Origin of the sequence: Serratia sp. BIGb0234 (genome assembly GCF_024809915.1) — a bacterium.
GTDB lineage: Bacteria > Pseudomonadota > Gammaproteobacteria > Enterobacterales > Enterobacteriaceae > Serratia > Serratia liquefaciens.
Window position 1 is genome coordinate 432,022 of sequence record NZ_JANUEI010000001.1, and the last position, 21,941, is coordinate 453,962.

General features: G+C 58.1%; 22 protein-coding genes. 13 read left to right on the top strand and 9 right to left on the bottom strand.

The features are described from left to right. Positions 1 to 92: 92 nt before the first annotated feature. Positions 93 to 1,007 (bottom strand): drug/metabolite exporter YedA, encoded by a 915-nt coding sequence (yedA, locus tag M2407_RS02255; RefSeq protein ID WP_130015982.1) that lies wholly within the window; start codon positions 1,005 to 1,007, stop codon positions 93 to 95. Between the two features lie 165 nt (positions 1,008 to 1,172). After that, the gene (locus tag M2407_RS02260) at positions 1,173 to 1,826 is read right to left on the bottom strand and encodes a metalloregulator ArsR/SmtB family transcription factor (protein ID WP_046374146.1); all 654 of its coding nucleotides are present in this window, start codon (positions 1,824 to 1,826) and stop codon (positions 1,173 to 1,175) included. 104 nt (positions 1,827 to 1,930) lie between these two features. On the opposite strand from M2407_RS02260, the gene M2407_RS02265 reads away from it, so the two are divergent. From M2407_RS02265 to M2407_RS02275, 3 genes are all read left to right on the top strand, one after another. Next, positions 1,931 to 3,427, top strand: a complete 1,497-nt coding sequence (locus M2407_RS02265; RefSeq protein ID WP_240504831.1) for an MFS transporter — start codon at positions 1,931 to 1,933, stop codon at positions 3,425 to 3,427. A gap of 122 nt (positions 3,428 to 3,549) precedes the next feature. Continuing rightward, complete coding sequence (locus M2407_RS02270; RefSeq protein WP_048761487.1) at positions 3,550 to 4,119, top strand: helix-turn-helix domain-containing protein; 570 nt, start codon at positions 3,550 to 3,552, stop codon at positions 4,117 to 4,119. A 2-nt stretch (positions 4,120 to 4,121) separates the two neighbouring features. Next, the gene (locus tag M2407_RS02275) at positions 4,122 to 4,646 is read left to right on the top strand and encodes a GNAT family N-acetyltransferase (RefSeq protein ID WP_130015983.1); all 525 of its coding nucleotides are present in this window, start codon (positions 4,122 to 4,124) and stop codon (positions 4,644 to 4,646) included. A 98-nt stretch (positions 4,647 to 4,744) separates the two neighbouring features. Here M2407_RS02275 and M2407_RS02280 read toward each other — a convergent pair whose 3' ends face one another. From M2407_RS02280 to ompC, 3 genes are all read right to left on the bottom strand, one after another. Then, entirely contained in the window at positions 4,745 to 5,563 is an 819-nt protein-coding gene (locus M2407_RS02280) for a 5'-nucleotidase, lipoprotein e(P4) family (protein ID WP_409049645.1), read from the bottom strand. A 33-nt stretch (positions 5,564 to 5,596) separates the two neighbouring features. Then, complete coding sequence (locus tag M2407_RS02285; protein ID WP_259216658.1) at positions 5,597 to 6,445, bottom strand: GNAT family N-acetyltransferase; 849 nt, start codon at positions 6,443 to 6,445, stop codon at positions 5,597 to 5,599. A gap of 209 nt (positions 6,446 to 6,654) precedes the next feature. Further along, on the bottom strand, positions 6,655 to 7,752 hold the full coding sequence (gene ompC / locus M2407_RS02290; RefSeq protein ID WP_046374141.1) for a porin OmpC: 1,098 nt from the start codon (positions 7,750 to 7,752) through the stop codon (positions 6,655 to 6,657). A 380-nt stretch (positions 7,753 to 8,132) separates the two neighbouring features. On the opposite strand from ompC, the gene M2407_RS02295 reads away from it, so the two are divergent. From M2407_RS02295 to dinG, 3 genes are all read left to right on the top strand, one after another. Beyond that, a complete protein-coding gene (locus M2407_RS02295; RefSeq protein ID WP_020825886.1) occupies positions 8,133 to 8,450 on the top strand; it encodes a carboxymuconolactone decarboxylase family protein in 318 nt (105 codons plus the stop codon). 4 nt (positions 8,451 to 8,454) lie between these two features. Then, positions 8,455 to 8,841, top strand: coding sequence for a tautomerase family protein (locus M2407_RS02300; RefSeq protein WP_128863999.1), 387 nt, complete (start codon positions 8,455 to 8,457; stop codon positions 8,839 to 8,841). 62 nt (positions 8,842 to 8,903) lie between these two features. After that, positions 8,904 to 11,102, top strand: coding sequence for an ATP-dependent DNA helicase DinG (dinG, locus tag M2407_RS02305; protein ID WP_259216659.1), 2,199 nt, complete (start codon positions 8,904 to 8,906; stop codon positions 11,100 to 11,102). Here the strand turns inward: dinG and M2407_RS02310 are convergent, their stop codons facing one another. Continuing rightward, a complete protein-coding gene (locus M2407_RS02310; protein ID WP_020825889.1) occupies positions 11,103 to 11,537 on the bottom strand; it encodes an Lrp/AsnC family transcriptional regulator in 435 nt (144 codons plus the stop codon). Positions 11,538 to 11,673: 136 nt separating this feature from the next. Between M2407_RS02310 and M2407_RS02315 the strand changes: the two genes are divergently transcribed. Next, the gene (locus M2407_RS02315) at positions 11,674 to 12,588 is read left to right on the top strand and encodes a DMT family transporter (RefSeq protein WP_046374138.1); all 915 of its coding nucleotides are present in this window, start codon (positions 11,674 to 11,676) and stop codon (positions 12,586 to 12,588) included. Here the strand turns inward: M2407_RS02315 and M2407_RS02320 are convergent. Next, entirely contained in the window at positions 12,547 to 13,899 is a 1,353-nt protein-coding gene (locus M2407_RS02320) for an MFS transporter (protein WP_142815660.1), read from the bottom strand. The genes M2407_RS02315 and M2407_RS02320 overlap by 42 nt on opposite strands. Positions 13,900 to 14,011: 112 nt before the next feature. On the opposite strand from M2407_RS02320, the gene M2407_RS02325 reads away from it, so the two are divergent. Together M2407_RS02325 and M2407_RS02330 are read left to right on the top strand one after the other, a co-directional pair. Then, entirely contained in the window at positions 14,012 to 14,926 is a 915-nt protein-coding gene (locus M2407_RS02325) for a LysR family transcriptional regulator (RefSeq protein WP_149573420.1), read from the top strand. Between the two features lie 73 nt (positions 14,927 to 14,999). Beyond that, entirely contained in the window at positions 15,000 to 15,629 is a 630-nt protein-coding gene (locus M2407_RS02330; protein WP_116690910.1) for a LysE family translocator, read from the top strand. A gap of 2 nt (positions 15,630 to 15,631) precedes the next feature. Here M2407_RS02330 and M2407_RS02335 read toward each other — a convergent pair whose 3' ends face one another. Further along, a complete protein-coding gene (locus M2407_RS02335) occupies positions 15,632 to 16,468 on the bottom strand; it encodes a helix-turn-helix transcriptional regulator (protein WP_259216661.1) in 837 nt (278 codons plus the stop codon). Positions 16,469 to 16,568: 100 nt separating this feature from the next. On the opposite strand from M2407_RS02335, the gene M2407_RS02340 reads away from it, so the two are divergent. From M2407_RS02340 to M2407_RS02355, 4 genes are read left to right on the top strand one after another with little or no spacing between them, the layout of a single operon-like run. Next, positions 16,569 to 17,993, top strand: coding sequence for an MFS transporter (locus M2407_RS02340; protein WP_259216662.1), 1,425 nt, complete (start codon positions 16,569 to 16,571; stop codon positions 17,991 to 17,993). Between the two features lie 60 nt (positions 17,994 to 18,053). Beyond that, positions 18,054 to 18,686, top strand: coding sequence for an FMN-binding negative transcriptional regulator (locus tag M2407_RS02345; protein ID WP_046374132.1), 633 nt, complete (start codon positions 18,054 to 18,056; stop codon positions 18,684 to 18,686). Between the two features lie 40 nt (positions 18,687 to 18,726). Then, complete coding sequence (gene ybiB / locus M2407_RS02350; protein ID WP_259216663.1) at positions 18,727 to 19,686, top strand: DNA-binding protein YbiB; 960 nt, start codon at positions 18,727 to 18,729, stop codon at positions 19,684 to 19,686. Positions 19,687 to 19,735: 49 nt separating this feature from the next. Then, complete coding sequence (locus M2407_RS02355) at positions 19,736 to 21,592, top strand: M3 family metallopeptidase (protein WP_259216664.1); 1,857 nt, start codon at positions 19,736 to 19,738, stop codon at positions 21,590 to 21,592. Between the two features lie 62 nt (positions 21,593 to 21,654). Here M2407_RS02355 and bhsA read toward each other — a convergent pair whose 3' ends face one another. Next, positions 21,655 to 21,915, bottom strand: coding sequence for a multiple stress resistance protein BhsA (gene bhsA / locus M2407_RS02360; RefSeq protein ID WP_020825899.1), 261 nt, complete (start codon positions 21,913 to 21,915; stop codon positions 21,655 to 21,657). Positions 21,916 to 21,941: the final 26 nt, after the last annotated feature.

Here is a 21,941-nt window from a genome sequence, read left to right on the forward strand (position 1 = left end):
TTTAAACCTGTTTCCGGTGGATTTGTCACTCCAGCCGCTGTAGGGGGCGAATACATTCGCCCCGATTAATTCGGCCGCAGCGTGCAGCGCCTCTACCTTTGCCTGCTTATGCGACTGACTGGGCGAGCAAACAGGAATTTGCCCAGCGTCACCAGCACCACCGCCGCTACGATAATCACCAGCGCCGCCCATTCACGCGGTGCCAGCGATTCGCCGGCAAAACCGATGCCGAGCAGCACGGCCACCACCGGATTGACATAGGCATAACTGGTGGCTACCGCCGGACGCACGTTTTTCAGCAAAAACATATAGGCGCTAATGGCCAACATGGAACCGAAGATAATCAGGTATCCCAGCGCAAAGAAACCTTTGGCGCTGGGCATCTGCGTCAGGCGTTCGCCGCTGAGCTGACTGACGACCAGCAGAACCACTCCGGCAACCAGCATCTCCGCCGCGCCCGCCATCGGTCCGGCCGGTAGCGAAATACGTGACCCCAGCACCGAGCCAAAGGCCCAACTGGCGGAAGCCAGCAGGATCAGTAACGCACCGGTAGGGTTGCCCACCAGGTTATTGCCGGTATTGAGCAATACGATCCCCACCAGGCCCAATGCGATACCCGCCCACTCCAGCTTGGTATTGCGCATGCCCCAAAACAGGCTGAAGAACAGGGTGAACAGCGGTACCGTCGCGACCATCACGGCGGCAATACCGGAAGGTACGTGCTGGTGTTCTGCCACGGTCACCAGACCGTTACCCACCGCCAGTAGCAAGATACCGATAGTGCCAGCGGCCAGCCACTGCCGGGGGGTTGGTAATGCATGGCCGCGCAACGCTAAAAAGCTGAACAGCACTATGCCGGCGACCAAAAAGCGGATACCGGCCATCATCAGCGGTGGCCAGCTCTCCACGCCCAGACGAATAACGAAGTAGGTAGAACCCCAGACAATATATAACGTGAACAGCGCCCCGATTAACGGCAGGACGTTACGGCTACTTTGACTCAGCATGGATATTTATTCTGCAGGGAGGTTATTATTAGAGGACTCAGTAAACCCGATCGCACGGAAGATTAGCAACGCTTTTCACTATTTTTTAACGGCAAGGTCGGCTGGCGAACCGATGAGAATCGAGAGAGAACGCCAGCCTGCAGATAGCCTTGAGCCGAGTGCCGATTACAGCAGCGAAATACGGTAGGCGCAGCGGCGTGCACCGGCCAGAATATGTTCGGAACGTTCAACCTGCGCCTGCAACACCTCGGTGAAAATACTCAGCTCAGCACGGCAGAACCCCTGACAAACGGTAGCGGCGGCGCAAATAGGGCAGTGGTTCTCTACCAACAGAAAGGAGCCGTCTTCCTGAGTACGGCATTCGGCCATATAGCCTTCGCGGCAACGAATGGCCGTCAGACGCTGAACCCGTTCCTGCAAGTCGGTAGCGCCAATCATCGCCTGCTTGTAATTAATCCGCGTTTCTTGCTCGCGGGTGTCGATCAATAACTCAATCGCCTGCTCGCCCAGCTTGTCGCGTACGGTGCGCAGCAACTGTACCGTCAATTCTGAATGGGTATCCGGAAAGCGCGCATTGCCGGCGGCGGTCAGGTGCCAGAGCTGCACCGGTCGGCCGACGCCGCGGGTTTCCGCCACGGCTTCAACCAGCCCGTCTTTGGCCAGTTTGACAAACTGCTGGCGCGCAGCCTCACCTGTGGTGCCAAGAACCTTTCCTGCATCAGACGCTTGTTGTGGGCCGCGGGTTTTTAATAGTGTCAGCAAACGGTCACTGACCGATTGTGCGGGACTACCGCCATTTTCCAAGTTTATTCTTGACATATTTCTCCGCCTCGCCCTACCATTATTCCAAGTTAACTCTTGTTAAATTTAACGCAATATCACTATTAACTCAATGCCCTTCCTCTGAAAACAGGACGACAACCGTGATAACCAACGATGATAGCCGCTGGGCCGACTTATTCTCCGGCAAAAATGGCGCCAGTGCGATCGCGCTCTCACTCGGCGTAGCGCTGCATGCGATCAATATTCTGGTCGCCACCACCATTCTGCCCTCGGTGGTGCAGGATATTGGTGGCCTGAATCTGTATGCCTGGAACACCACGCTGTTTGTGGTGGCGTCGATTCTCGGATCGGCGTTATCTGCACGTCTGCTCAGTGGTTACGGTGCACGCAGTGCCTATCTGGTGGCGTCGCTGTTCTTTATTGCCGGGGCAATGCTGTGTGCATTGGCGCCGTCGATGCCGGTGATGCTGATAGGTCGCACCGTGCAGGGGTTCGGCGGCGGGCTGATTTTCGCGCTTTCGTACGCCATGATCAACCTGGTGTTCGAGCAAAAACTTTGGCCGCGGGCAATGGCGCTGATTTCGGCGATGTGGGGTATTGCTACGCTGGTGGGACCGGCGGTGGGCGGCATTTTCGCCGAACTGAACGCCTGGCGCTGGGCCTTCGGCATCCTGTTGCCAATCATGGTGTTGTACGCCGGGTTCACCTTCCTGATCCTGCCGAAAGGCAAACCGCAACAGCAGGCAGCGCCGCTGCCGGTAGCCCAGCTGTTGCTGCTGGCGGTGGCGGTGCTGGTGGTATCCGCCGGCAGCCTGGCCGACAGCGCCTGGGTCAATTTTGGCGGTATTGCATTGGCCGTGCTGATGATGGTTTGGCTGATTCGCCGTGAAGCGCACTCCCGCGCCCGTCTACTGCCTCAAGGCGCTTTACGCCGCGGTTCCCCTCTGGCTTCGCTGTATATCACCGTCTCCCTGCTGGTTGTGGGCATGACCAGCGAAATCTTCGTGCCTTATTTCCTGCAAACGCTGCACGGGCAGTCACCGCTGATTTCCGGCTATATTGCAGCCACCATGGCGGCGGGCTGGACGCTGTCGGAGATCCTCAGTTCGGGCTGGCGCAGTGCGGGTATGCGCCGGGCCATTATCAGCGGGCCGCTGTTTGTGTTTGTCGGGCTATTGGCCCTGGGCGTATTGATGCCAACGCCTTCCGGTGGTCATTGGTCGGCACTGACGCCGATTGTCATCGCTCTGACAGTGGTGGGGTTTGGTATCGGTTTTGGCTGGCCACATCTGCTGACGCGTATTCTGCAAGTCTCGCCAGAGGCGGATAAGGATATTGCCGGCGCGTCGATCACTACGGTGCAACTGTTTGCCACCGCGTTCGGTGCCGCGTTGGCGGGAATGGTCGCCAACCTGGCCGGGCTGAACGTGCCGGGTGGGGCACCGGGTGCCGCCTCCGCCGCGCGCTGGTTATTCCTGCTGTTTGCCTTGGCGCCGCTGCTGGCGGTCTTTAGCGCCTGGCGTTGTGCGGCGATTACTCCACCTGTTGTGGCAACCAGCGATGCCGAAATTGCGCTGGCATCGCCGGGGTTGTCGCTCTCTGCCACCCCTGTGAGCCAATGCGTTCGTCCTGAATAAGACGGGTGCCGCCTGCTGAGTTTTACAACTTCGCAGGGGTTGCTTGAAAATCTGATTGACGAATCCCGTATTTGAGATTATTTCTCTCATATGGGATTTTTCATATCAGGGCTATAGAGACCATGGATAACGGAGTGGACAGCGCCGACCTTCGCTTGGCGCAACGGCTGTCTGATTTACGCCAGCAGCAGGGCTGGTCGCTGGAAGCGTTGGCGCAGCAAACCGGCATCAGCCGGGCAACGCTATCGCGGGTTGAGCGTGCGGAAACCAGCCCGACTGCCTCGTTGTTGAACAAACTGTGCGCGGCGTATGGGCTGACCATGTCACGGCTGCTCAGCGAGGTTGAGGACGAACCGCCAGAGTTGCTGCATCGCGAACAGCAGACGGTGTGGGTTGATCGCGCCAGCGGTTTTCATCGTCGTTCGGTATCACCGCCCGCCGCCCTCTATAAGGCGGAATTTATCGAGGGCACGCTGGAGGCCGGCGCGGTGATCGCTTATGACGCCCCTTCGATACACGCGCTTGAACACCATTTATGGCTGCTGGAAGGCCGGCTTGAATTGACGCTGGAGGCGCGAACTTTTCAGCTAGAACCGGGCGATTGCCTGCGTTACCGCTTGTTCGGCGCTTCAAAATTTCATGCACCCGGCCCCGAGCCGGCCCATTACACCCTCGTTATCTGCAGGCCATAATCATGATTGAGATACAGCAATTGAACGTCAGTGCGGTACAAAGTGCGATCCCTGAACTGGCGGCGATGCTGCATGCCAGCGTCTCGCAGGGGGCGAGCATCGGTTTTGTCATGCCGTTTAGCGTTGAGCAGGCGCAGGCGTTCTGGCACCGTCTGTTGCCGGCTATTGAACGGAAGGAAAGGCTGCTGCTGGTGGCCCGAGATCGAGATGCCGGAAGGGTGGTCGGTACGGTGCAACTGCTGCTGGATATGCCTGATAACGGCCGCCACCGGGCGGAGGTGGTGAAGCTGATGGTGCACCCGGATGCTCGCCGTCAGGGCATTGCCCGCAGCCTGATGTTGCAGGTGCAACAGCTGGCGGTTGAGCATCAACGGCATTTACTGGTGCTGGATACCCTGACCGGCGACACGGCGGAAGGCCTGTACCGTCGGCTGGGCTTTCAACTGGCGGGCAGCATTCCGCAATACGCACGCGCCAGCAATGGCGGTGCGCTGGACGCCACCAGTTATATGTATAAATTGCTCTGACTACCCCGTCGTTTTTCAAGCGTTATCGCCTAAGGGGGCGAACGTATCGCCCCCTTAATCAGAACGCAGCCAGCGCCGTCCCTGCAAGGCTTGGGAGGTTACTGTCCGTTCCAGGCCTTGATTGCCTGTTGGCGAATCTGCAGCTTTTGCTCTGGCGTCAGCTTGCTATAGTCCTTCGCCATGCCGCTTTCCCAATCGCCGTACAACGGGTTGGGCAACACGATAAACTCGGTGCCGAATTTGCTTTGGTTGTCGGCGACGAACGCCCGCCGCTGCGCGTTATCTTTGTGGTAGGTCGCGGCGCCGAAGTCGTTCAGGTTGTCACCGGCGTAAACCACGATGTCGTAACCGGCGTTCTTGATTGCGTCGAAACGCGCCTGCTTGTTGGAGGTATCACCGCTTAACAGCACGGTTTTTTCCGACATGCCGGTGAAGCCCAATTTTTGCATATTGGCCAGCGTGGCGGCGTATTCAGACTGTTTGCGGTTGGAGACGTAAAACATGGTGCCCTGATGACTGTTGACGTAGCGGGCAAACTGCACGGCACCTGGCACCGCGCCGGCCTGTTGCGCCTGTGACCACTTCGCCCAGGTGGCAGCGGCGAAAGGTTGGCCCTGCTGCGCCTGCCAGCCGGAATAAGGGCTGTTATCCAGCATGGTTTCGTCCAAATCGACCACCACGGCCTTCTTCTTGCCCGGCGCGGCCTTGGCCTGATCAAAGGCCAGCCTGGCGCTGTTGAAGGCCTGGTGCGTCAGCGCCTGATATTCGCCGGATTGCTGGAACCAGTTCAGCGCCAGCACGGATTGCTCAGCCAACTGCTGTTGTGCCTGCCGATCGGTTTTTGCTGGCTGCACGCAGCCGGTCAGGGTCACCAGCGCAATGCCGATCGCCGCGCCGAGGGCCATTTTCTGTCTCATTATTCCTGCCATAAATAAATCACTCTCTGATTGTTATTGTGGTGTGTTCAAGGTCATCGTCATTTCAAACTGGCGCAACGCGTCCTGCTGCCAGCCGAGTCGGTCGAAGAAGGGGGCGGCCACTTCAGGAACGTAAACGTTGGCTACCAGCGGTAACGGCGCAAACTTCGCCTGTAATGCAGCCAGCATGGTACGGGCATGGCCCTGACTGCGGTGCTGCGGCGGCACGTAGATCATGCGCAAAAAGCACTTGTCGGCGCCCAACTGCACCACCGCATAGGCCTGGTGGCCAAGGCTGAAAGCATGGGGTTTGCCGGGTAGCTTGAACAACGTCTCCGGCGCGATCAGCCAGGGCAGGTCGGTGGCACCCTCGGCAATCAGGCGGTGAGAGACGAACAGCGGGTCGATCTCTTGCAACTGCGCAACTTCGTCAAGTACCGGCGTAGCGGCCAGATGCCCGGTCAGCGTGCGGACGATTTGCAACCCGGCCCGATGGTAGAGCGCCAACGCAGCCTCGTTCCCTTCAATCACTTCCAATGACAGTTGACGATCGCCGCGCTGATGCGCGTCGGCGACAATGCGTTTCATCAAGGCTTTTCCCAAGCCTTTGCCGCGCATTTCCGGACGGATGGAGAGTGCCGATATCCGGCTGTGCAGGCCACGGCGGCTGATCAGCGCCAGCGCTACCGGTTGTTGCTGGTGGGTAACGATAATACTGTCGTTCAGGCTGAGGTCTTCGGCACCAAAACGGCGGGCGAAGGTATCACCGTCAATCACGAAACGTACAATATAGTTTTCAAAACAATGACAAAGGATCTGCGCCAGCTCGTCGCTGCTGTAGCGCAGGGCGCTTTGGTACTCGAAGCTTTCATCGGTGTGCATGAGCTTTCCCTGTCTAAGGCGGAAGCTATACATCTAGACCCGATTGTTTTATAAGGCAAGTTTCCGCGTGCGGTTACGGGATATGCAGCGGTAAATGAGGCAGGAACAGGCGGTAAAAGCACAAATGAAAAAACCGGGCGTTGCCGCCCGGCGAAGTAACTCTGGGTATAAAGTGAAGCTAAGGTTTGCAGTGGTGGTTATTCATCACATCAGAACTGGTAGGTCAGGGCGACGGCAATCACGTTGTCGTCTTTCAGACCCAGCTTGTTATCGCTGTCGAGTTGGTTGATTTTATAATCGACATAGGTCGACATGTTCTTGTTGAAATAGTAGTAGGCGCCAACGTCGATATATTTCACCAGGTCGGCGTCGCCGATGCCTTCAATATCTTTGCCTTTCTGCTGAACATAACCCAGCGATGGACGAAGACCGAAGTCGAACTGATATTGCGCAACCAATTCCAGACCTTCCGCCTTATTGGCAAAGCCGCTTACGGAAGTGGAATTATTATTGATAGTGGCGGTGCCGGAGATTGGCGCGATATTACGGCTTTGCGAATAGGTTGCTGCCAGGTAAACATCGTTGTTGTCGTATTTCAGGCCGCCGGCCCAAATATCAGCTTTGTCGCCCTTACCGAAGGTACCCGCTTTTTGCCCGGCAGTACGGTTGGAAGAGGCATAGGCGGCACCCACGCTCAGGCCGTCGATGATTTCATAGCTGGAAGACAGACCCCAACCGTCGCCGTTCGCCTTGCTGTTGGAACGGCCGTCGTTTTCGTTCTTGCCCTGGTACTGTACCGCGAACTTCAGACCTTCGACCAGGCCGAAGAAGTCATTGTTACGGTAGGTTGCCACGCCGTTGGTACGACCATTCATAAAGTTGTCGGTTTTGACGTAGGCGTCATCACCGAACTCAGGCAGCATATCCGTCCAGGCGCCGACGTCATAGATAATGCCGTAGTTGCGGCCGTAGTCGAATGAACCGATATCTTTATATTTCAGACCGGCGAAGCCCAAACGGGTTTTGGTATCTTTTGTGCCGTCAGATTCAGAGTGGTTGGCTGCTATTTGATATTCCCACTGGCCATAGCCAGTCAGCATATCGTTAATTTGAGTAGCGCCTTTAAAACCGATACGCACATAGGTTTTATCGCCATCATTACCGGCATCGTCAGAGAAATAGTGCAGTGCTTTTACGCGGCCGTAAAAATCAAGTTTGTTGCCGTCTTTATTGTAGATTTCTGCTGCCTGTGCTGTCTGCGCAATTAAAAGTGCCGGAATAATAACGGCCAGAAGATTACGTTTCATGATTTACCCTGCTTTATTCGATTGAAAGACGCTTATCATCAGTAGTACTGCTGTTTCACTGTGCCGCCTGTTTTTTTGCAGCGAGGATTTTTTACCGTAGTTATGTGATCTATTTATGACAAAATATTCATTTCCATGTCGAACGATTAAAAATCTCGCGGAAAGCGTCTGTTTCTTCTACGGGCGCCTAGAATTCCCCGTGATGCCCATCAGGTCGCTGCCAAAAATCATGCGTGAGATTTATACGTTGACGAATTCCTTCAGCGCATCAGGAGGGCTTATTGTCCTGTTTATGTGAATGATTGATGCTGAAAATCCCGATTTTCACCCATGCAGGTTGAGGGTAGCGTAAAGCTTCCCTTAAGCAGCAGGAGTGCAAGATGCAACCTTCCCAACAGGCTGGCCAGCAGGCGTTTGGCGACATTGCCCCCAAGTTGGCGCAGCTCAGCGACAGCGTATTATTCGACGATGTATGGCAGCGACCGGGGCTCACGCCGCGCGAGCGCAGTCTGATCACCGTGGCTGCGCTGGTGGCGCTCAACCGCGTGGAGCAGATGCCGTTTCATCTGCAACTGGCCGAACGTAATGGCGTGAGCGTTGAACAGCTCGCCGAGGCGATCACTCATCTGGCGTTTTATGCTGGTTGGCCAGCGGCGGCCTCTGCCGTGGCACGCCTGCGCGAATTGAAACAGGAGTAGTCCCATGCCATTCAGCCGTATCGCTTTGCATCAGGGCAAGTCAGCGCAATACCTGAAAACCTTATCTGACAGCCTGCACCAGGCGCTGGTCGAGACTTTTAGCGTGCCGCCGGCCGACAAGTTTCAGGCCATTGATCAATACCGCCCCGGCGAGCTGATTTACGATCCCCATTATCTCGGCGGCCCACGTTCGGCGGATTATGTGCTGTTTTACATCACCATTGGCCGTCCGCGCGATACCGCCACCAAGCAGCGTTTTTATCAGCGGTTGGCGGCGTTGCTGGAAGAAAACCTGCAGTTGAGTCCGCAGGATGTGATGGTAGTGATTACCACCACCCAACAGGACGAGTGGTCGTTCAGTGCGGGTCGCGCTTCAATGATCGAAGGCTAGGCTGACGCAGCCGACGGTCTGTGGGACAATAGCGCCATCATTTCGTTGAGATACAGAGTTGAATGGCGCTCTCCCCCGCAGTTAAAGATCAGATTGGCCAGTGGTACAAAGCCCTGCAGCAACAAATACCGGATTTTATTTCCCGTGCACCGCAACGGCAGATGATCGCCGAAGTCGCGAAAACCCTGGCCGGAGATTATCCGCGCCACCTGGCGATTGAGGCGCCGACCGGCGTGGGCAAAACCCTGTCGTACCTGATCCCAGGGATCGCCGTAGGCCGCGCGGAGAGCAAACCGCTGGTGGTCAGTACCGCCAACGTGGCGCTGCAGGATCAGATCTACAGCAAGGATTTGCCGTTGCTGAAGAAGATCATTCCCGATTTGAAATTCACTGGTGCCTTTGGCCGCGGGCGCTATGTTTGCCCGCGTAATCTGGCGGCATTGAGCACCGACGTCAGCGAGCAGGGCGATCTGACGCTGTTCCTGGATGACGAACTGGCGCCTTCCAGCGGGGAAGAGCAGGCGCTGTGCCAGAAACTGAGCAAAGCGCTCAGCCGCCATGAGTGGGATGGGTTGCGAGACCATTATCAGATGACGATCGACGATCCGCTGTGGATTAAGCTCAGCACCGACAAGGCCAACTGCCTGGGGCGCAACTGCCATTACATTCGCGAATGCCCGTTTTATATCGCCCGTAAAGAGATTGAAACCGCCGACGTGGTGGTGGCTAACCATGCGCTGGTGATGGCGGCGCTGGAAACGGAATCGGTACTGCCCAACCCGAAAGAGCTGTTGCTGGTGCTGGACGAAGGTCATCACCTGCCGGAAGTAGCGCGTGACGCGCTAGAGATTGACGGCGAAATCACCGCGCTGTCGACCAATTTGCAACTGGACATGATCGTGCGTCAGGTTGAACAGTGCATGACGCAATATCGCCCGAAAAGCCCACCGGGGCTGACCAACGACGAACGTTTGAAAAATCACTGCGAAGAGATGCGTGAGCTGATTCAGATTTTCGAGCATCAGGTCAGCGCCTATCTGCCGACCGACACCGTGATTGCCGAACACCGGTTTGAAATGGGCGAACTGCCTGCGGCGATGGTGGAAACCAGCGCACGCTTGTTCAAGCTGACTGACGCGTTGCGTGGGGTGGCAGAATTTATCCTCAACGATCTCAGCGAGCAAACCGGTAAGCACGACATTGTGCGACTGCACCGGTCAATCATTCAGATGAGCCGCACCCTGGGTTATCTGGAAGCGATGAGCAAACTATGGCGGCTGGCGGCGCTGGACAAGTCTTCCAATGCGCCGATCTCCAAATGGGTCACGCGCGATTTGCGCGATAACGTGACGCACCTGTATTTGCACTGCGTAGGCATTCGCGTGAGCGATCAGCTCGAAAAGCTGTTGTGGCGCAAGGTGCCGCATGTGGTCGTCACCTCGGCGACCCTGCGTTCATTGAACAGCTTTGCGCGCCTGCAGGAAATGAGCGGGCTGAGCGAGAAAGCCGGCGATCGTTTCGAAACCCTGTCTTCGCCGTTTAACCACGTTGAGCAGGGCAAGATTGTCATCCCGAACATGCGTTTCGAACCGGCGATGGCCAACGAAGCTGAGCATCTGGAAGAGATGGCGCGCTTTTTCCGCGCCGAGCAGGCCAGCGGCAAACACAAGGGCATGCTGATCCTGTTCAGCAGTCATCGTGCGATGCAGACCTTCCTCAGCTACGTGACCGATTTGCGCCTGATGCTGTTGGTACAGGGCGATCAACCGCGTTATCGCTTGGTGGAAGAGCACCGCAAGCGGGTCGAAAAAGGCACTGCCAGCGTGCTGATCGGCCTGCAGTCGTTTGCTGAAGGGCTGGATCTAAAAGGGGAATTGCTGACCCAGGTGCATATTCACAAGATCGCCTTCCCGCCGATCGACAGCCCGGTGATCCTGACCGAAGGCGAGTGGCTGAAGTCGCTGAAGCGTTATCCCTTCGAGGTACAAAGTCTGCCGAGCGCCTCGTTCAACCTGATCCAGCAGGTGGGTCGACTGATCCGCAGCAACGAATGCCACGGCGAGATCGTGATTTACGATCGCCGCCTGCTGACCAAAAGCTACGGCTCGCGCCTGCTGGCGGCATTGCCGGTGTTCCCCATCGAACAGCGTGAGGTGCCTGAAGCCGACAAAGCGCACCAGGCAGCGCTTAAATCCGCCGCCGAAGCGGAGAAAAAGAGCAAGAAGCGCAAGAGCCCGTTCGCCCGCAAACGTACCCGTTAATCACAGCATTGGCGGCAGGCGACGTTTCACCGGCGTTGTTTTGACGATGGAGGTATTGCTCTGTGCGCGCTCGGCCAGCCGATCGAGGATCTGGTCGAGTTGCTCCATCGAATGCGCCACCAGGCGCACGATAAAGCAGTCTTCGCCGGTCACCTTGTCACACTCAACCACCTCCGGGATCTCCTGAATCATTTGCTCGACCTTTTTCAGCATGCCCGGCAGCGGTTTGATGCGCACCAGCGACTGAAAAGCGTAGCCCAACGCCTGCAAATTGACGTTCAGGGTGTAGCCCTGGATCACGCCGCTCTCCTCCAGCCGCCGCAGCCGCTCCGAGGTACTGGGTGATGACAACCCGACGCTGGCGCTGAGGGTTTTCAGCGATACCCGCGCATCCTCTGCCAGCAGGTTCAGGATTTGACGATCGATAGCATCCATAGGCTCTCCATTAGGTTTTTTTCAATTCATGCCTTAATTAAAAAGGAATTTAAGCATTATTGCCTTTTTTATGCCATGGAAACCGCTGCAGGAAAGCCGCAAGCTAAGTGCATAGGCTTACTGTGAGGAAACCAAGATGAATGCAGAGATAAAACGCGGCTCGCTGGAGATGATCGCCGCGATGTTGATTTCCGGTACCATCGGCTGGTTTGTGCTGATGTCCGGCCAGCCGGTGATCAACGTGGTGTTCTGGCGCTGTGCGGTAGGGGCGCTGGTGCTGCTGGCCATTTGTGCTGCGCTGGGGCAGCTGCGGCGCGACAGCCTGACGCGTACTACGTTGCTGGTGGCAATCGCCGGCGGCGTAGCGCTGGTGGTTAATTGGCTGTTGTTGTTTGCGGCCTATTCCTATGCGTCGATCTCCATCGCGACGGCGGTGTATAACACGCAGCCGTTCATGCTGGTGGCGCTGGGGGCGCTGTTTCTCGGCGAGAAGCTGACCCTGCGTAAGCTGTTTTGGTTGGTATTGGCGTTTATCGGCATGACGCTGGTGGTGTTGGCGCAGCCCAAACAGGCCGGTGGACAGAACAACTACCTGATGGGCATTTTGTTGTCGCTGGGCGCGGCATTTTTTTACGCGCTGATGGCGCTGGCCGCCAAACGGCTGAAAGGGACGCCACCGCACCTGATCGCCTTGATCCAGGTAACGGTCGGCGCGCTGATGCTGTTGCCGATGGTAGATTTCCACGCGCGGGCCAATGCCGGACAGTGGGGCATGCTGGTGACGGTGGGCGTATTGCACACCGGGATCATGTATGTGTTGCTGTATGGCGCGATCCAAAAGTTGCCGACCAACCTGACAGGTTCGCTGTCGTTTATTTATCCGATCGCTGCCATGCTGGTGGATCGCCTGGCGTTCGGTCACCGATTGGTGGCGCTGCAGTTTGCTGGCGCTGCCCTCATTTTGCTGGCGGCGGCAGGCATGAACCTGCTGGGGGAGCGCCGTGTTCGGCTAGCGGCTGCGCCAGGCGGCAAGCAGGCCCCCGAACAATGACAGCGCCAACAGCAACAACATCACCGGCGTGTAGCCGTAGCTCGGGTAAATCAGGGTCGCCACCGCCAGGCCAACGGCGCCGCCGAGATTGTGCAGTGTCCAGGTGATGCCTAACGCGCCGCCGCTTTGCGACTCGCTGACGCTGTTGAGCGTCGCCAACACCAGCGGGCCGAGAATGCAGCCCCAGCCCAGCCCCATCAGGGCGAAGGCACCGAGCAGCAGCGGCAGCGGGCTGTCGACGTTAAACCGGCTTTGCAGGGCCGCGGAGCCGGCAAGGGCGGCAAAACCGAGGATCAACGCCGCGCGTGGGCCGGATTTATCCACCCATCTGCCGACCCAGGGCGAGAGGGCTGCCATCACCGCGGTGGTTGGCAGCAACAACAGTCCCAGCATCGTTCCCTGGTAGTGGCGGGTGTTTTCCAGGTAAATCGGCATCAAAAAGAAAGCGGCGCAGTAGAAAAAGGCCAATAGCGCGCTCATCAGGCAAACGCGCAAAAAGGCGGGACGCCGCAGCAAAACCAGCGGTACCAGCGGCGAATGTGCCCGTCGTTCAACCGGCAGTAGCAGGCCGAGCGCGGCGAGCGCCAGTGCAGCCGTTAACCCGGTTTTTGCGCTCAGCCATCCCCATTGGCTGCCCTGACTGATGGCCAGCAGCAGCCCGGCAACGCCGATCACCAACAGCAATAAACCGGGGATATCCAGCCTGCTGCCTTGTTGGGCGCGAGACTCTCGAACGGTTCCCAGGCAGAAGGCGAAACTCAGCGCAATCAGCGGCACGTTCAACAGAAACACCCAGCGCCAGCCCAGGGAACCGACCAACAGGCCACCGGCCACCGGGCCGATCGCCAGACCCAGGCCGTTGACCGCCAGCAAAATGCCGATTGCACGACCGCGCTGCTGCGGCGGCCAGGCATCGGCGACAATGGCCGTAGTGGCGGTGTACAGTACCGCGCAGGCGGCGCCCTGCACAAAACGCCAGACGTTGAGCAGCTCAATACTGCCTGAGAGCCCGGCGCCCAACGACGCGGCGGCGAACGTCAGCATTCCGCAGTACAACACCCGACGACGGCCATACAGATCCGCCAGCCGTCCGGCGCTGACCATAAAGGCGCACAGTGCCATCACGAACAACGTCATCACCCATTGTACGCTGCTCAGGCTGGCGGCCAGCTCACGCTGGATCGCAGGGATGGTGGTATTGACGATGGTGAAATCGATACAGCCCAAAAAGCTGGCGATACTGATGCCAATCAGCAGACGCCATAGTTGGGGGGCGCCGCTGTCGGTCAGAATTTCACTGCGTTCGCTCATAGGGGTTTCCTGGCAGAGAAGAGTGCGTCCAGTTTACTCAGCGAAGGCGGTAGCCAGTGGCGTTGTTTCATCGTTTAATAGGCGAATTAATATCGCCAATAGGGCAGGCCTGATGATTTCCAGCGAACGATTACATGCAATCCGCGCCTTTGTGCAGGCGGTGCAGGCCGGTGGTTTTAGCCGTGCCGCCGAGCAACTGGGCCTTTCGCGTTCAACGGTGGGTAAAGCCGTGGCTCGGTTGGAACAGCGGCTGCAGGTGCGGTTGTTCCAACGCACCACGCGCAGCCTGTCGCTGACCGATGAAGGGCAGTTGTTCTATGACGATTGCCTGAAGGCGCTGGCGGCACTGGAAGCGGCGGAAAACCAGCTGGCGGTTCGGGCCCAAACGCCGGAGGGACGACTGCGGGTATCGCTGCCGGTGCTGTTCGGCCAAAAGTGGGTGATGCCGCCGCTGCTGGCATTGGCGGACCGTTACCCGAAATTGCACATCGAAGCGTTGTTTTCCAACCGTGCGGCAGATTTGGCGGAAGAGGGGATCGATTTGGCAGTGCGAATCGGTTCGCCGGGTGATGCCGCGGCCATCACCGCCCGGCAACTGGGTGAGCAGCAGCAAATACTCTGCGCAGCTCCGGGTTATCTGACACGACAGGGGGAACCGAGCACGTTAGCAGAACTGTCGCAGCATCAGGCGATTGGCTTACTGCGTGATGGGCGTAGCCAGCCGTGGCATTTGCTGGATGAGCAGGGTAAAGCTCAGCGGCTGTCGCCACCGGCCCGTTTGAGATTGGGCAATATGGAGGCGGTGCTGGGGGCTGCCTGCGCCGGTCAGGGGGTTGCCATGCTGCCGCGTTGGCTGGCGCATGATGCGCTGACGGCCGGGACGTTGCGTGAGGTTTTACCCGGCAGCTGCGGTGCGGGGCTGGCGATTAACGTGGTCTGGCTAAAAGGGACCGGCATGCCGTTACGGGTGAGGGTCGCCATTGATGCCCTGCTGGCGGCCTTCACCCCCAAAGCGCCGTGGCAGTGATTTGGCGCTGGTAAACGCCGGTGGCGCGGCTATGATAAAGCCTGCTTCCCACCATGCTGCGTACGGGTGACTTATGATCGATGCTTCCACCATTTTGCTGTTTTCCGGGGCCTGTCTGGCGCTGACGGTGACCCCTGGGCCGGATATGTTGCTGATTGCCTCGCGCAGCGTTAGTCAGGGGCGCCGTGCCGGTTTCGCGTCACTGGCTGGGATCCAACTGGGTACCTATTGCCACGCGCTGGCGGCGGCGTTAGGCCTGTCGCAACTGTTTGTCGCGGTCCCGCTGGCCTATGATGCGGTGCGCATGTTGGGCGCTGCTTATTTACTGTATCTGGCGTGGAAAACGCTGCGATCCGGCAGCAGTTTGCAGGCTTCTGCGGGATTGGCGGCGGTACCGGCTGCACGCATTTTCCGGCAGGGATTATTCACCAACATTCTTAACCCAAAAATGGCGCTGTTCGTTTTAGCACTGTTCCCACAGTTTATCGATCCACACGCCGGTTCGCTGGTGGTACAAATGCTGTTGCTGGCGACGGTGTTAAATCTGGTGGGGTTGGTGATTAACGGTGGGTTGATCCTGGCGGTCAGCGGCATGAAAAACCGTTTTGTCGGCCGCCGTTTCAGTGCGCGCTGGCCGAATTACCTGTTGAGCGGCGTGTTCGCCGGGCTGGCCTGCAAGCTGATTTTTGACAGCCGCAAATAGCCTTACGCCTGTAAGGATGCTTCAAAAGCCGCGCTGGCCGGGCATTGCGGCAGCGCGCTGTACATCACCAGCCGCAAATGATTTTCTTCATCGACAATAAACGACGCATGTTCGAAGGTTACCTGGCCGGCGCCCGGCACAATGAACGTGCGTTCTCCCTGGCAGCGACCGTGAATGTCATGCTGTTGCCACAGCTGACGGAACAGAGGCGAAACCTGCTCCAGCGCCTGCACCCGCTGTTGCATGGTGGCGTCTTGTGGCGCACGCGCATAGTCGCGGCGGAAGCTGGCGAGGATTTGCGGTGCCTGCGCTTGCCATTCCACCAGCCGTTGATTGAGTTGAGGATCGGCAAACAGCATCCAAAGCATATTGCGCTGATCCGCCGGGCGATCGCCAATCGCGAATAGCCGTTCCGCCGCCGGGTTCCAGGCGATGATGTCCCAGCTCAGATTCATCACGTAAGCCGGGCGCAGTTGCAGATCGTCCAGCAAGCGGCGCACCAGCGGTGAAACCTGACACCACTGATGACCGACCGGTACCGGCGGGCGTTGATGCGCCAGCAAAAACAGATGGTAGCGCCCGGTCGCATCCAGCTTTAATACCCGCGCCAGATTTTCCAGAAAATCGACCGAAACGTTGATTTCCCGCCCCTGTTCCAGCCAGGTGTACCAGGTCAATCCTACGCCTGCCAACGCGGCGACCTCTTCGCGCCTCAACCCCGGCGTACGGCGACGCGTGCCGCTCGGTAAGCCGACGGCCTGCGGTGACAGCTTCTCGCGTTTTTGACGCAGGAAATCCGCCAGATCCTGACGGGTTCGGTTGAGGGTACGCGGTGGCATAGCGGCCTTCCTGTTGCTGTTAGTAATAGTATAACTGGCTATATAGTAACAGTTTATGACATGTTCCATACTGCCGCCATCGTAATCTTTGGAGGCACGTATGGAACAGTCATTAGCACAAGGCGATCGTCGTCTGGTGGGGTTACCGGTGTTGCTGTTGGGCGGCTTTGTGACGGTGTTTGACCTGTTTGTGGTGAACGTCGCGGCGCCGGTGATCCAGCAGCAGTTCGCGGCCAGTTTCGCTGGCGTGGGGTTGATCATTGCCGGTTATGAGTTGGCATTCGGCGTGTTGTTGATTGCCGGTGGACGTCTGGGCGATCGCTTTGGGCGACAGCGTATGTTTAGCCTCGGCATGCTGGGGTTTACGCTGACGTCGGCGCTGTGCGGTATGGCTACGTCACTGAGTATGCTGATCGTTGCGCGTTTTCTTCAGGGCGCGGCGGCAGCGCTGCTGTTTCCGCAGATATATGCGTTGATGCGCGTATTGTACAACCCACATCAGCGGCGGCGCGCCTTTGCCTGGCTGGGGATGACGCTGGGGCTGGCGGCGATTTTCGGCCAGATATTCGGCGGGTTTATTATTGAAGCCGATGTTTTCGGCAGCGGCTGGCGTATGATTTTTCTGATCAATCTGCCGATTGGCGTATTGGCAATCGTGGCGGCGCGTCGCATTCCCGAGTCACGTCTTGAACAAGCACAGCGGCTGGACTGCATGGGCTTGCTGTTGGCGGCGACCGGTTTGCTGTTGCTGCTAGTGCCCTTGTTGGAAGGGCCATCGCGCGGCTGGCCCTGGTGGGTATTACCGGCGTTGGCTTGCGGAATTGGCATGCTGTGGGCTTTTATTCGTTGGGAGCGGCGTCTGGCGCAGCGTTCTGGGGATGCGGTCCTGGATCCTGCGCTGTTGCGGCAGGGCAGTTTTGCCCCTGGGGTGGGCGTGGTGCTGGCGATTTACTCGACCGCCTCTTCGTTCTTTCTGTGTTTTGCCCTGCTGCTGCAAGCGGGAATAGGCCTGACGCCGTTTCAGGCCGGTAGCCTGTTTGCCCCCGCCAGCGCGGCATTTATGCTGGCCTCGTTCCTGGCACCGGGGCTGGTGCAACGCTGGGGGAACGGCGTGCTGGCGCTTGGCGTCGCAGTCTATGCCGCCGGCATGGCGCTGTTGGTGGTGGAGGTGCTGTCGGGCGCGGCGTTGGTACAGCCGTTGTGGTTATTGCCGGGGCTGGTGATCCTGGGCTTCGGCCAGGCGCTGAGCATGACGCCTTTGCTTAATTTGGTGCTCGGGCTGGCGAAAGAGCATCAGGCCGGGATGGCCGCCGGGGTCATTTCGACCGTGCAGCAGGTGGGCGGGGCGTTGGGGATTGCCGCCAGCGGCGCGTTTTTTGTTCCCCTGTTGGCGGGCGGTGCTGGCGCAGAACGTTACGGACAGGCGTTTGCCGGCGCGATGGTTTACAACCTGCTGGCGATGGCCGTTGCCTTCGGCTTGCTGAGGTGGATCATCCAAAAACAACGCAAACTGGCCCTTCAGTAAACCCATGGCGGGTGTTATTGCTATTTACCGCCAACCGTAAATCCCCAAGGAGCCAAGGTAATGTATCTGCCCGCCTCATTCCGTGAAGACCAACTGGACGCTCAAATTGCGCTGGTGCGCGCCAACCCGCTCGGCATGTTAATCAGCCAGGGGGAGCAGGGCCTGGTGGCGGATCCGCTGCCCTTTTTAATCGATGCCGATGAGCAGGGCAACGTCCTGCTGCGGGCGCATTTGTCCCGTGCCAATTCCCATTGGCGGCTGTTGCAGGCTGCCAGTGAGTGCCTGGTGATTTTTCAGGGAAGAGACGGATATATTTCCCCTGGTTGGTATGAGACCAAACGCCGGAGCGGCAAAGTGGTACCCACCTGGAATTACAGCGTGGTACAGCTGCGCGGTACGCCACGGATCACGGAAGATGCCCGCTGGCTGCGACAACAGCTGGAGGGTTTAACTGCGCTGCAGGAGGGGCGTCAGCCTGAACCCTGGCGAATGGAAGATGCTCCGGCCCACTATATTGCCGCACAGATCCAGGGCATTGTCGGCATTGAGATAGTCGTAACCGAACGTTTGGGCAAATGGAAAATGAGCCAAAACCGCAGTGCCGAAGACGCTGATGGGGTGATCGCCGGGCTGCGAGCAGGCGATTCGGACCAGCAGCAACTGGCGGATGAGGTTGAGCGTCGACGCGGATAGGGTATGCTGATCCCAGATTGGATCAGGGGACAGCAGAACGATGGATTACACCAAAATTATCAAAGAAATCGGCCGTGGCAAAAACCATGCGCGCGATCTGGATCGGGAAACTGCTTTCCAGCTCTATCAAAAGATGCTGGCCGGGGAGGTGGGCGAACTGGAGTTGGGCGGTATTCTGATCGCCCTGCGGATTAAAGGCGAAGCCGAAGAGGAAATGCTCGGTTTTTATCAGGCGATGCAGCAACAGGTGATGCGTCTGCAGGCGCCGCAGGGGCGGCCGATGCCGGTGGTGCTGCCAAGCTATAACGGAGCACGCAAGCAGGCGAACCTGACACCGCTGTTGGCGTTGTTGCTGACGCGCGTCGGGTTGCCGGTAGTGGTGCACGGCGTGCTGGACGACAGTACCCGGGTTACCAGCGCGGAAACTTTTCAGGCGCTGGGCCTGCCTTGGTCGCCAGACGCTGCCCATGCCCAACGGCGTTTGGATAACGGCGAAACGGTGTTTATCCCGGTCTCGGCGCTGTCTGCCCCTTTGGATCTGCAACTTGGCCTGCGCTGGCGCATGGGGGTACGTAACAGCGCCCATACGCTGGCCAAACTGGCAACGCCGTTTGGTGAACAGGATGTGTTGCGCATTGCCAGCGTGTCGCATCCGGAATACGTCGGTCGGGTGGCTTCTTTCTTCCGTCAAATCGGCGCCCGTGGCTTGCTGATGCACGGCACCGAAGGGGAGGCGTACGCCAATCCTCAGCGCTGCCCGCAGATCCATTACATCGTTAACGGCGAGCAGCAAGTGTTGCTGGAGCGTCCGGAGCAGGATCCCACGCCGGAGCTGCCGGCAGCCAAGGATGCAGAAACCACCGCTCGCTGGACTGAGCGTTGCCTGGCGGGGGAGGTGGCGATCCCGCTGGCGATCCAACGCCAGATCGCCTGCTGCCTGTTGGCCGCCGGTGAAGTCGACACCCTGGAACAGGGACTTGAACGTTTACGCAGCGCGTAAAACCCTTGGCTATACTGGAATATTTCGCTAATCGGCTGAAAGGATGGTTATGCAACAGGCTCTCGATTACTTCAATCAATTGAATCAGGACTATCTTGAGGTGCACCGCACCAAAGAAGATTTGTTTTGGCAGAACTATATGGGTATTGGCGATGAGGGCGTTTCGGCCCGCTTCTCGGCGGCGGAAAGCACCTATAAACGTTTTATCGCCGAGCCGCGTCGGTTAGCGGAAATTCGTCAACTGTTGGCCGGGCTGGAGGCCCTGCCGCAGGATGCTCAGCGAGATGCGCTGCAGCACGGGCTGAACGGTTGGCTACGCTTTTTTGATTGCAACGCGATTGAAGATGCCGAGGCTCAAACGCTGTTGGATCAAATCATCAGCGCTGAGGCGGATCTTTATACCCGCCGCAAGGCTAACCCGGTCAGCCATCTGAATGCCGCCGGGCAGCGGGTGAACGCCTCGCTCGGCGAGCTGTTGACCAATCAGGCGACCAATGAAAATGAAGAGTATCGTCGCAGCTCGCAGAACGCGCTGCGTGAACTGGAGCAGTGGCTGTTGCATAACGGTCTGCCGGAGCTGATTAGCCTGCGAAACCGTTTTGCTCGCCAGATGGGCTTTCGTAACTATTTTGACTACAAGGTGAACAAAACCGAGCGTATGACGCCGGAACAGCTGTTCGCCATCCTTGATCGCTTCGAGCAGCAAACTCGCGAAGCCAACTCACGCAGCCTGCAGCAGTTGGCGGCGGAGAAGGGTGAACAGGCGCTGGAACCCTGGAACGTACGTTTTGCCAGCGCCGGTGATGTGACCCGCCAACTGGATCCATACTTCCCGTTTGCCCAGTCGCTGGAGCGTTGGATCAACAGCTTTAAACGGCTGCATATCGGGTTTCGCGGTGCGCAGATGGATCTCGATCTGCTGGTGCGTGAGGGCAAGTATGAAAACGGGTTTATGCATGGGCCCGTGCCGCCGTTTATCCAGCAGGGAAAATGGCTACCGGCACGCATTAACTTTACCAGCCTGGCGCAGCCGGATCAGGTCGGCAGCGGGGCTCATGGTTTAAATACCTTGTTCCACGAAGGCGGTCACGCCGCGCACTTTGCCAATATCTGCCAGAATGCGCCCTGTTTTTCGCAGGAATTCCCCCCGACCTCGATGGCCTACGCCGAAACCCAGTCGATGTTCTGTGACAGCCTGCTGGACGACGCCGATTGGTTGAAACGCTATGCGAAAAACGCGGCGGGTGAGGCCGTGCCGGATACGTTGATTGAGGCCAGCATCGCTGCGCGTCAGCCGATGCGTGCGTTCAACGAACGTCATATTTTACTGGTGCCTTACTTTGAGTGGGCGTTGTATCAGTGGGATGACGAACAGCGCACCCCGGAAGCGATAACCGCACTGGCACGTGAAGTTGAGCAAAAAATATTGGGCATCAGCGGCAGCCCGCGGCCGACGCTGGCGATCCCGCATTTGTTGTCGCTGGAATCGGCCTGCTCATATCAGGGCTATCTGCTGGCGCTGATGGCGGTTGAGCAGACGCGACACTTCTTCTTGCAGCGCGACGGTTACCTTACCGATAACCCGGCAATTGGTCCGGATCTGGCGCGTCATTACTGGCTGCCGGGTAACGGTGTCAGCCACGACGACACGCTGCGTAGTTTGACCGGTGAAGGTTTCAATCCGGACTATCTGGCGCAGGCCTGTAATCAGACGGTGGCGCAGGCCTGGCAGGCTGCGCAGCAAACCATAGCGGCTGCGGTTGCCCGGCCACAGCCGGCGGCAGACTTCGATTTGGCGGCACATATCCGCGTGGTGGATGGCGATCGCGTGCTGGCTGATAACGCCGAAGGCGATGAAAAGATGTGCCGTGATTTCGCCGCGGCGATTAATGCCCGCCTGAATTAAATAGCCATAAAAAAGCCCGCCGATAGCGCGTATCGGCGGGCTTTTTCATTGTAATCCGTTAATTACTTGTAGATTACCGCGGTGCCGTGCATCAGGTTGTTGCCGCCAGCGGAGGTAATGGTGAACGCTTTGGCACCGGCCGCATCGGCTTTGGCGGACAGTTGCGCTTTCAGGCTGCTCAGGTCGGTCGCGCCACTGGCAGAGATCACACCGGCCTTCTCAAACTGTGTGGCATCTTGTGCGCTGACGTAGTCGGCAGCAAAAGAAGTGAAAGAGACGGCGCTCAGAGCGATAGCAGCAGCAAAAGTTTTGATGTTTTTCATGATAGTTATTCCTGTCTGGTTTTTAA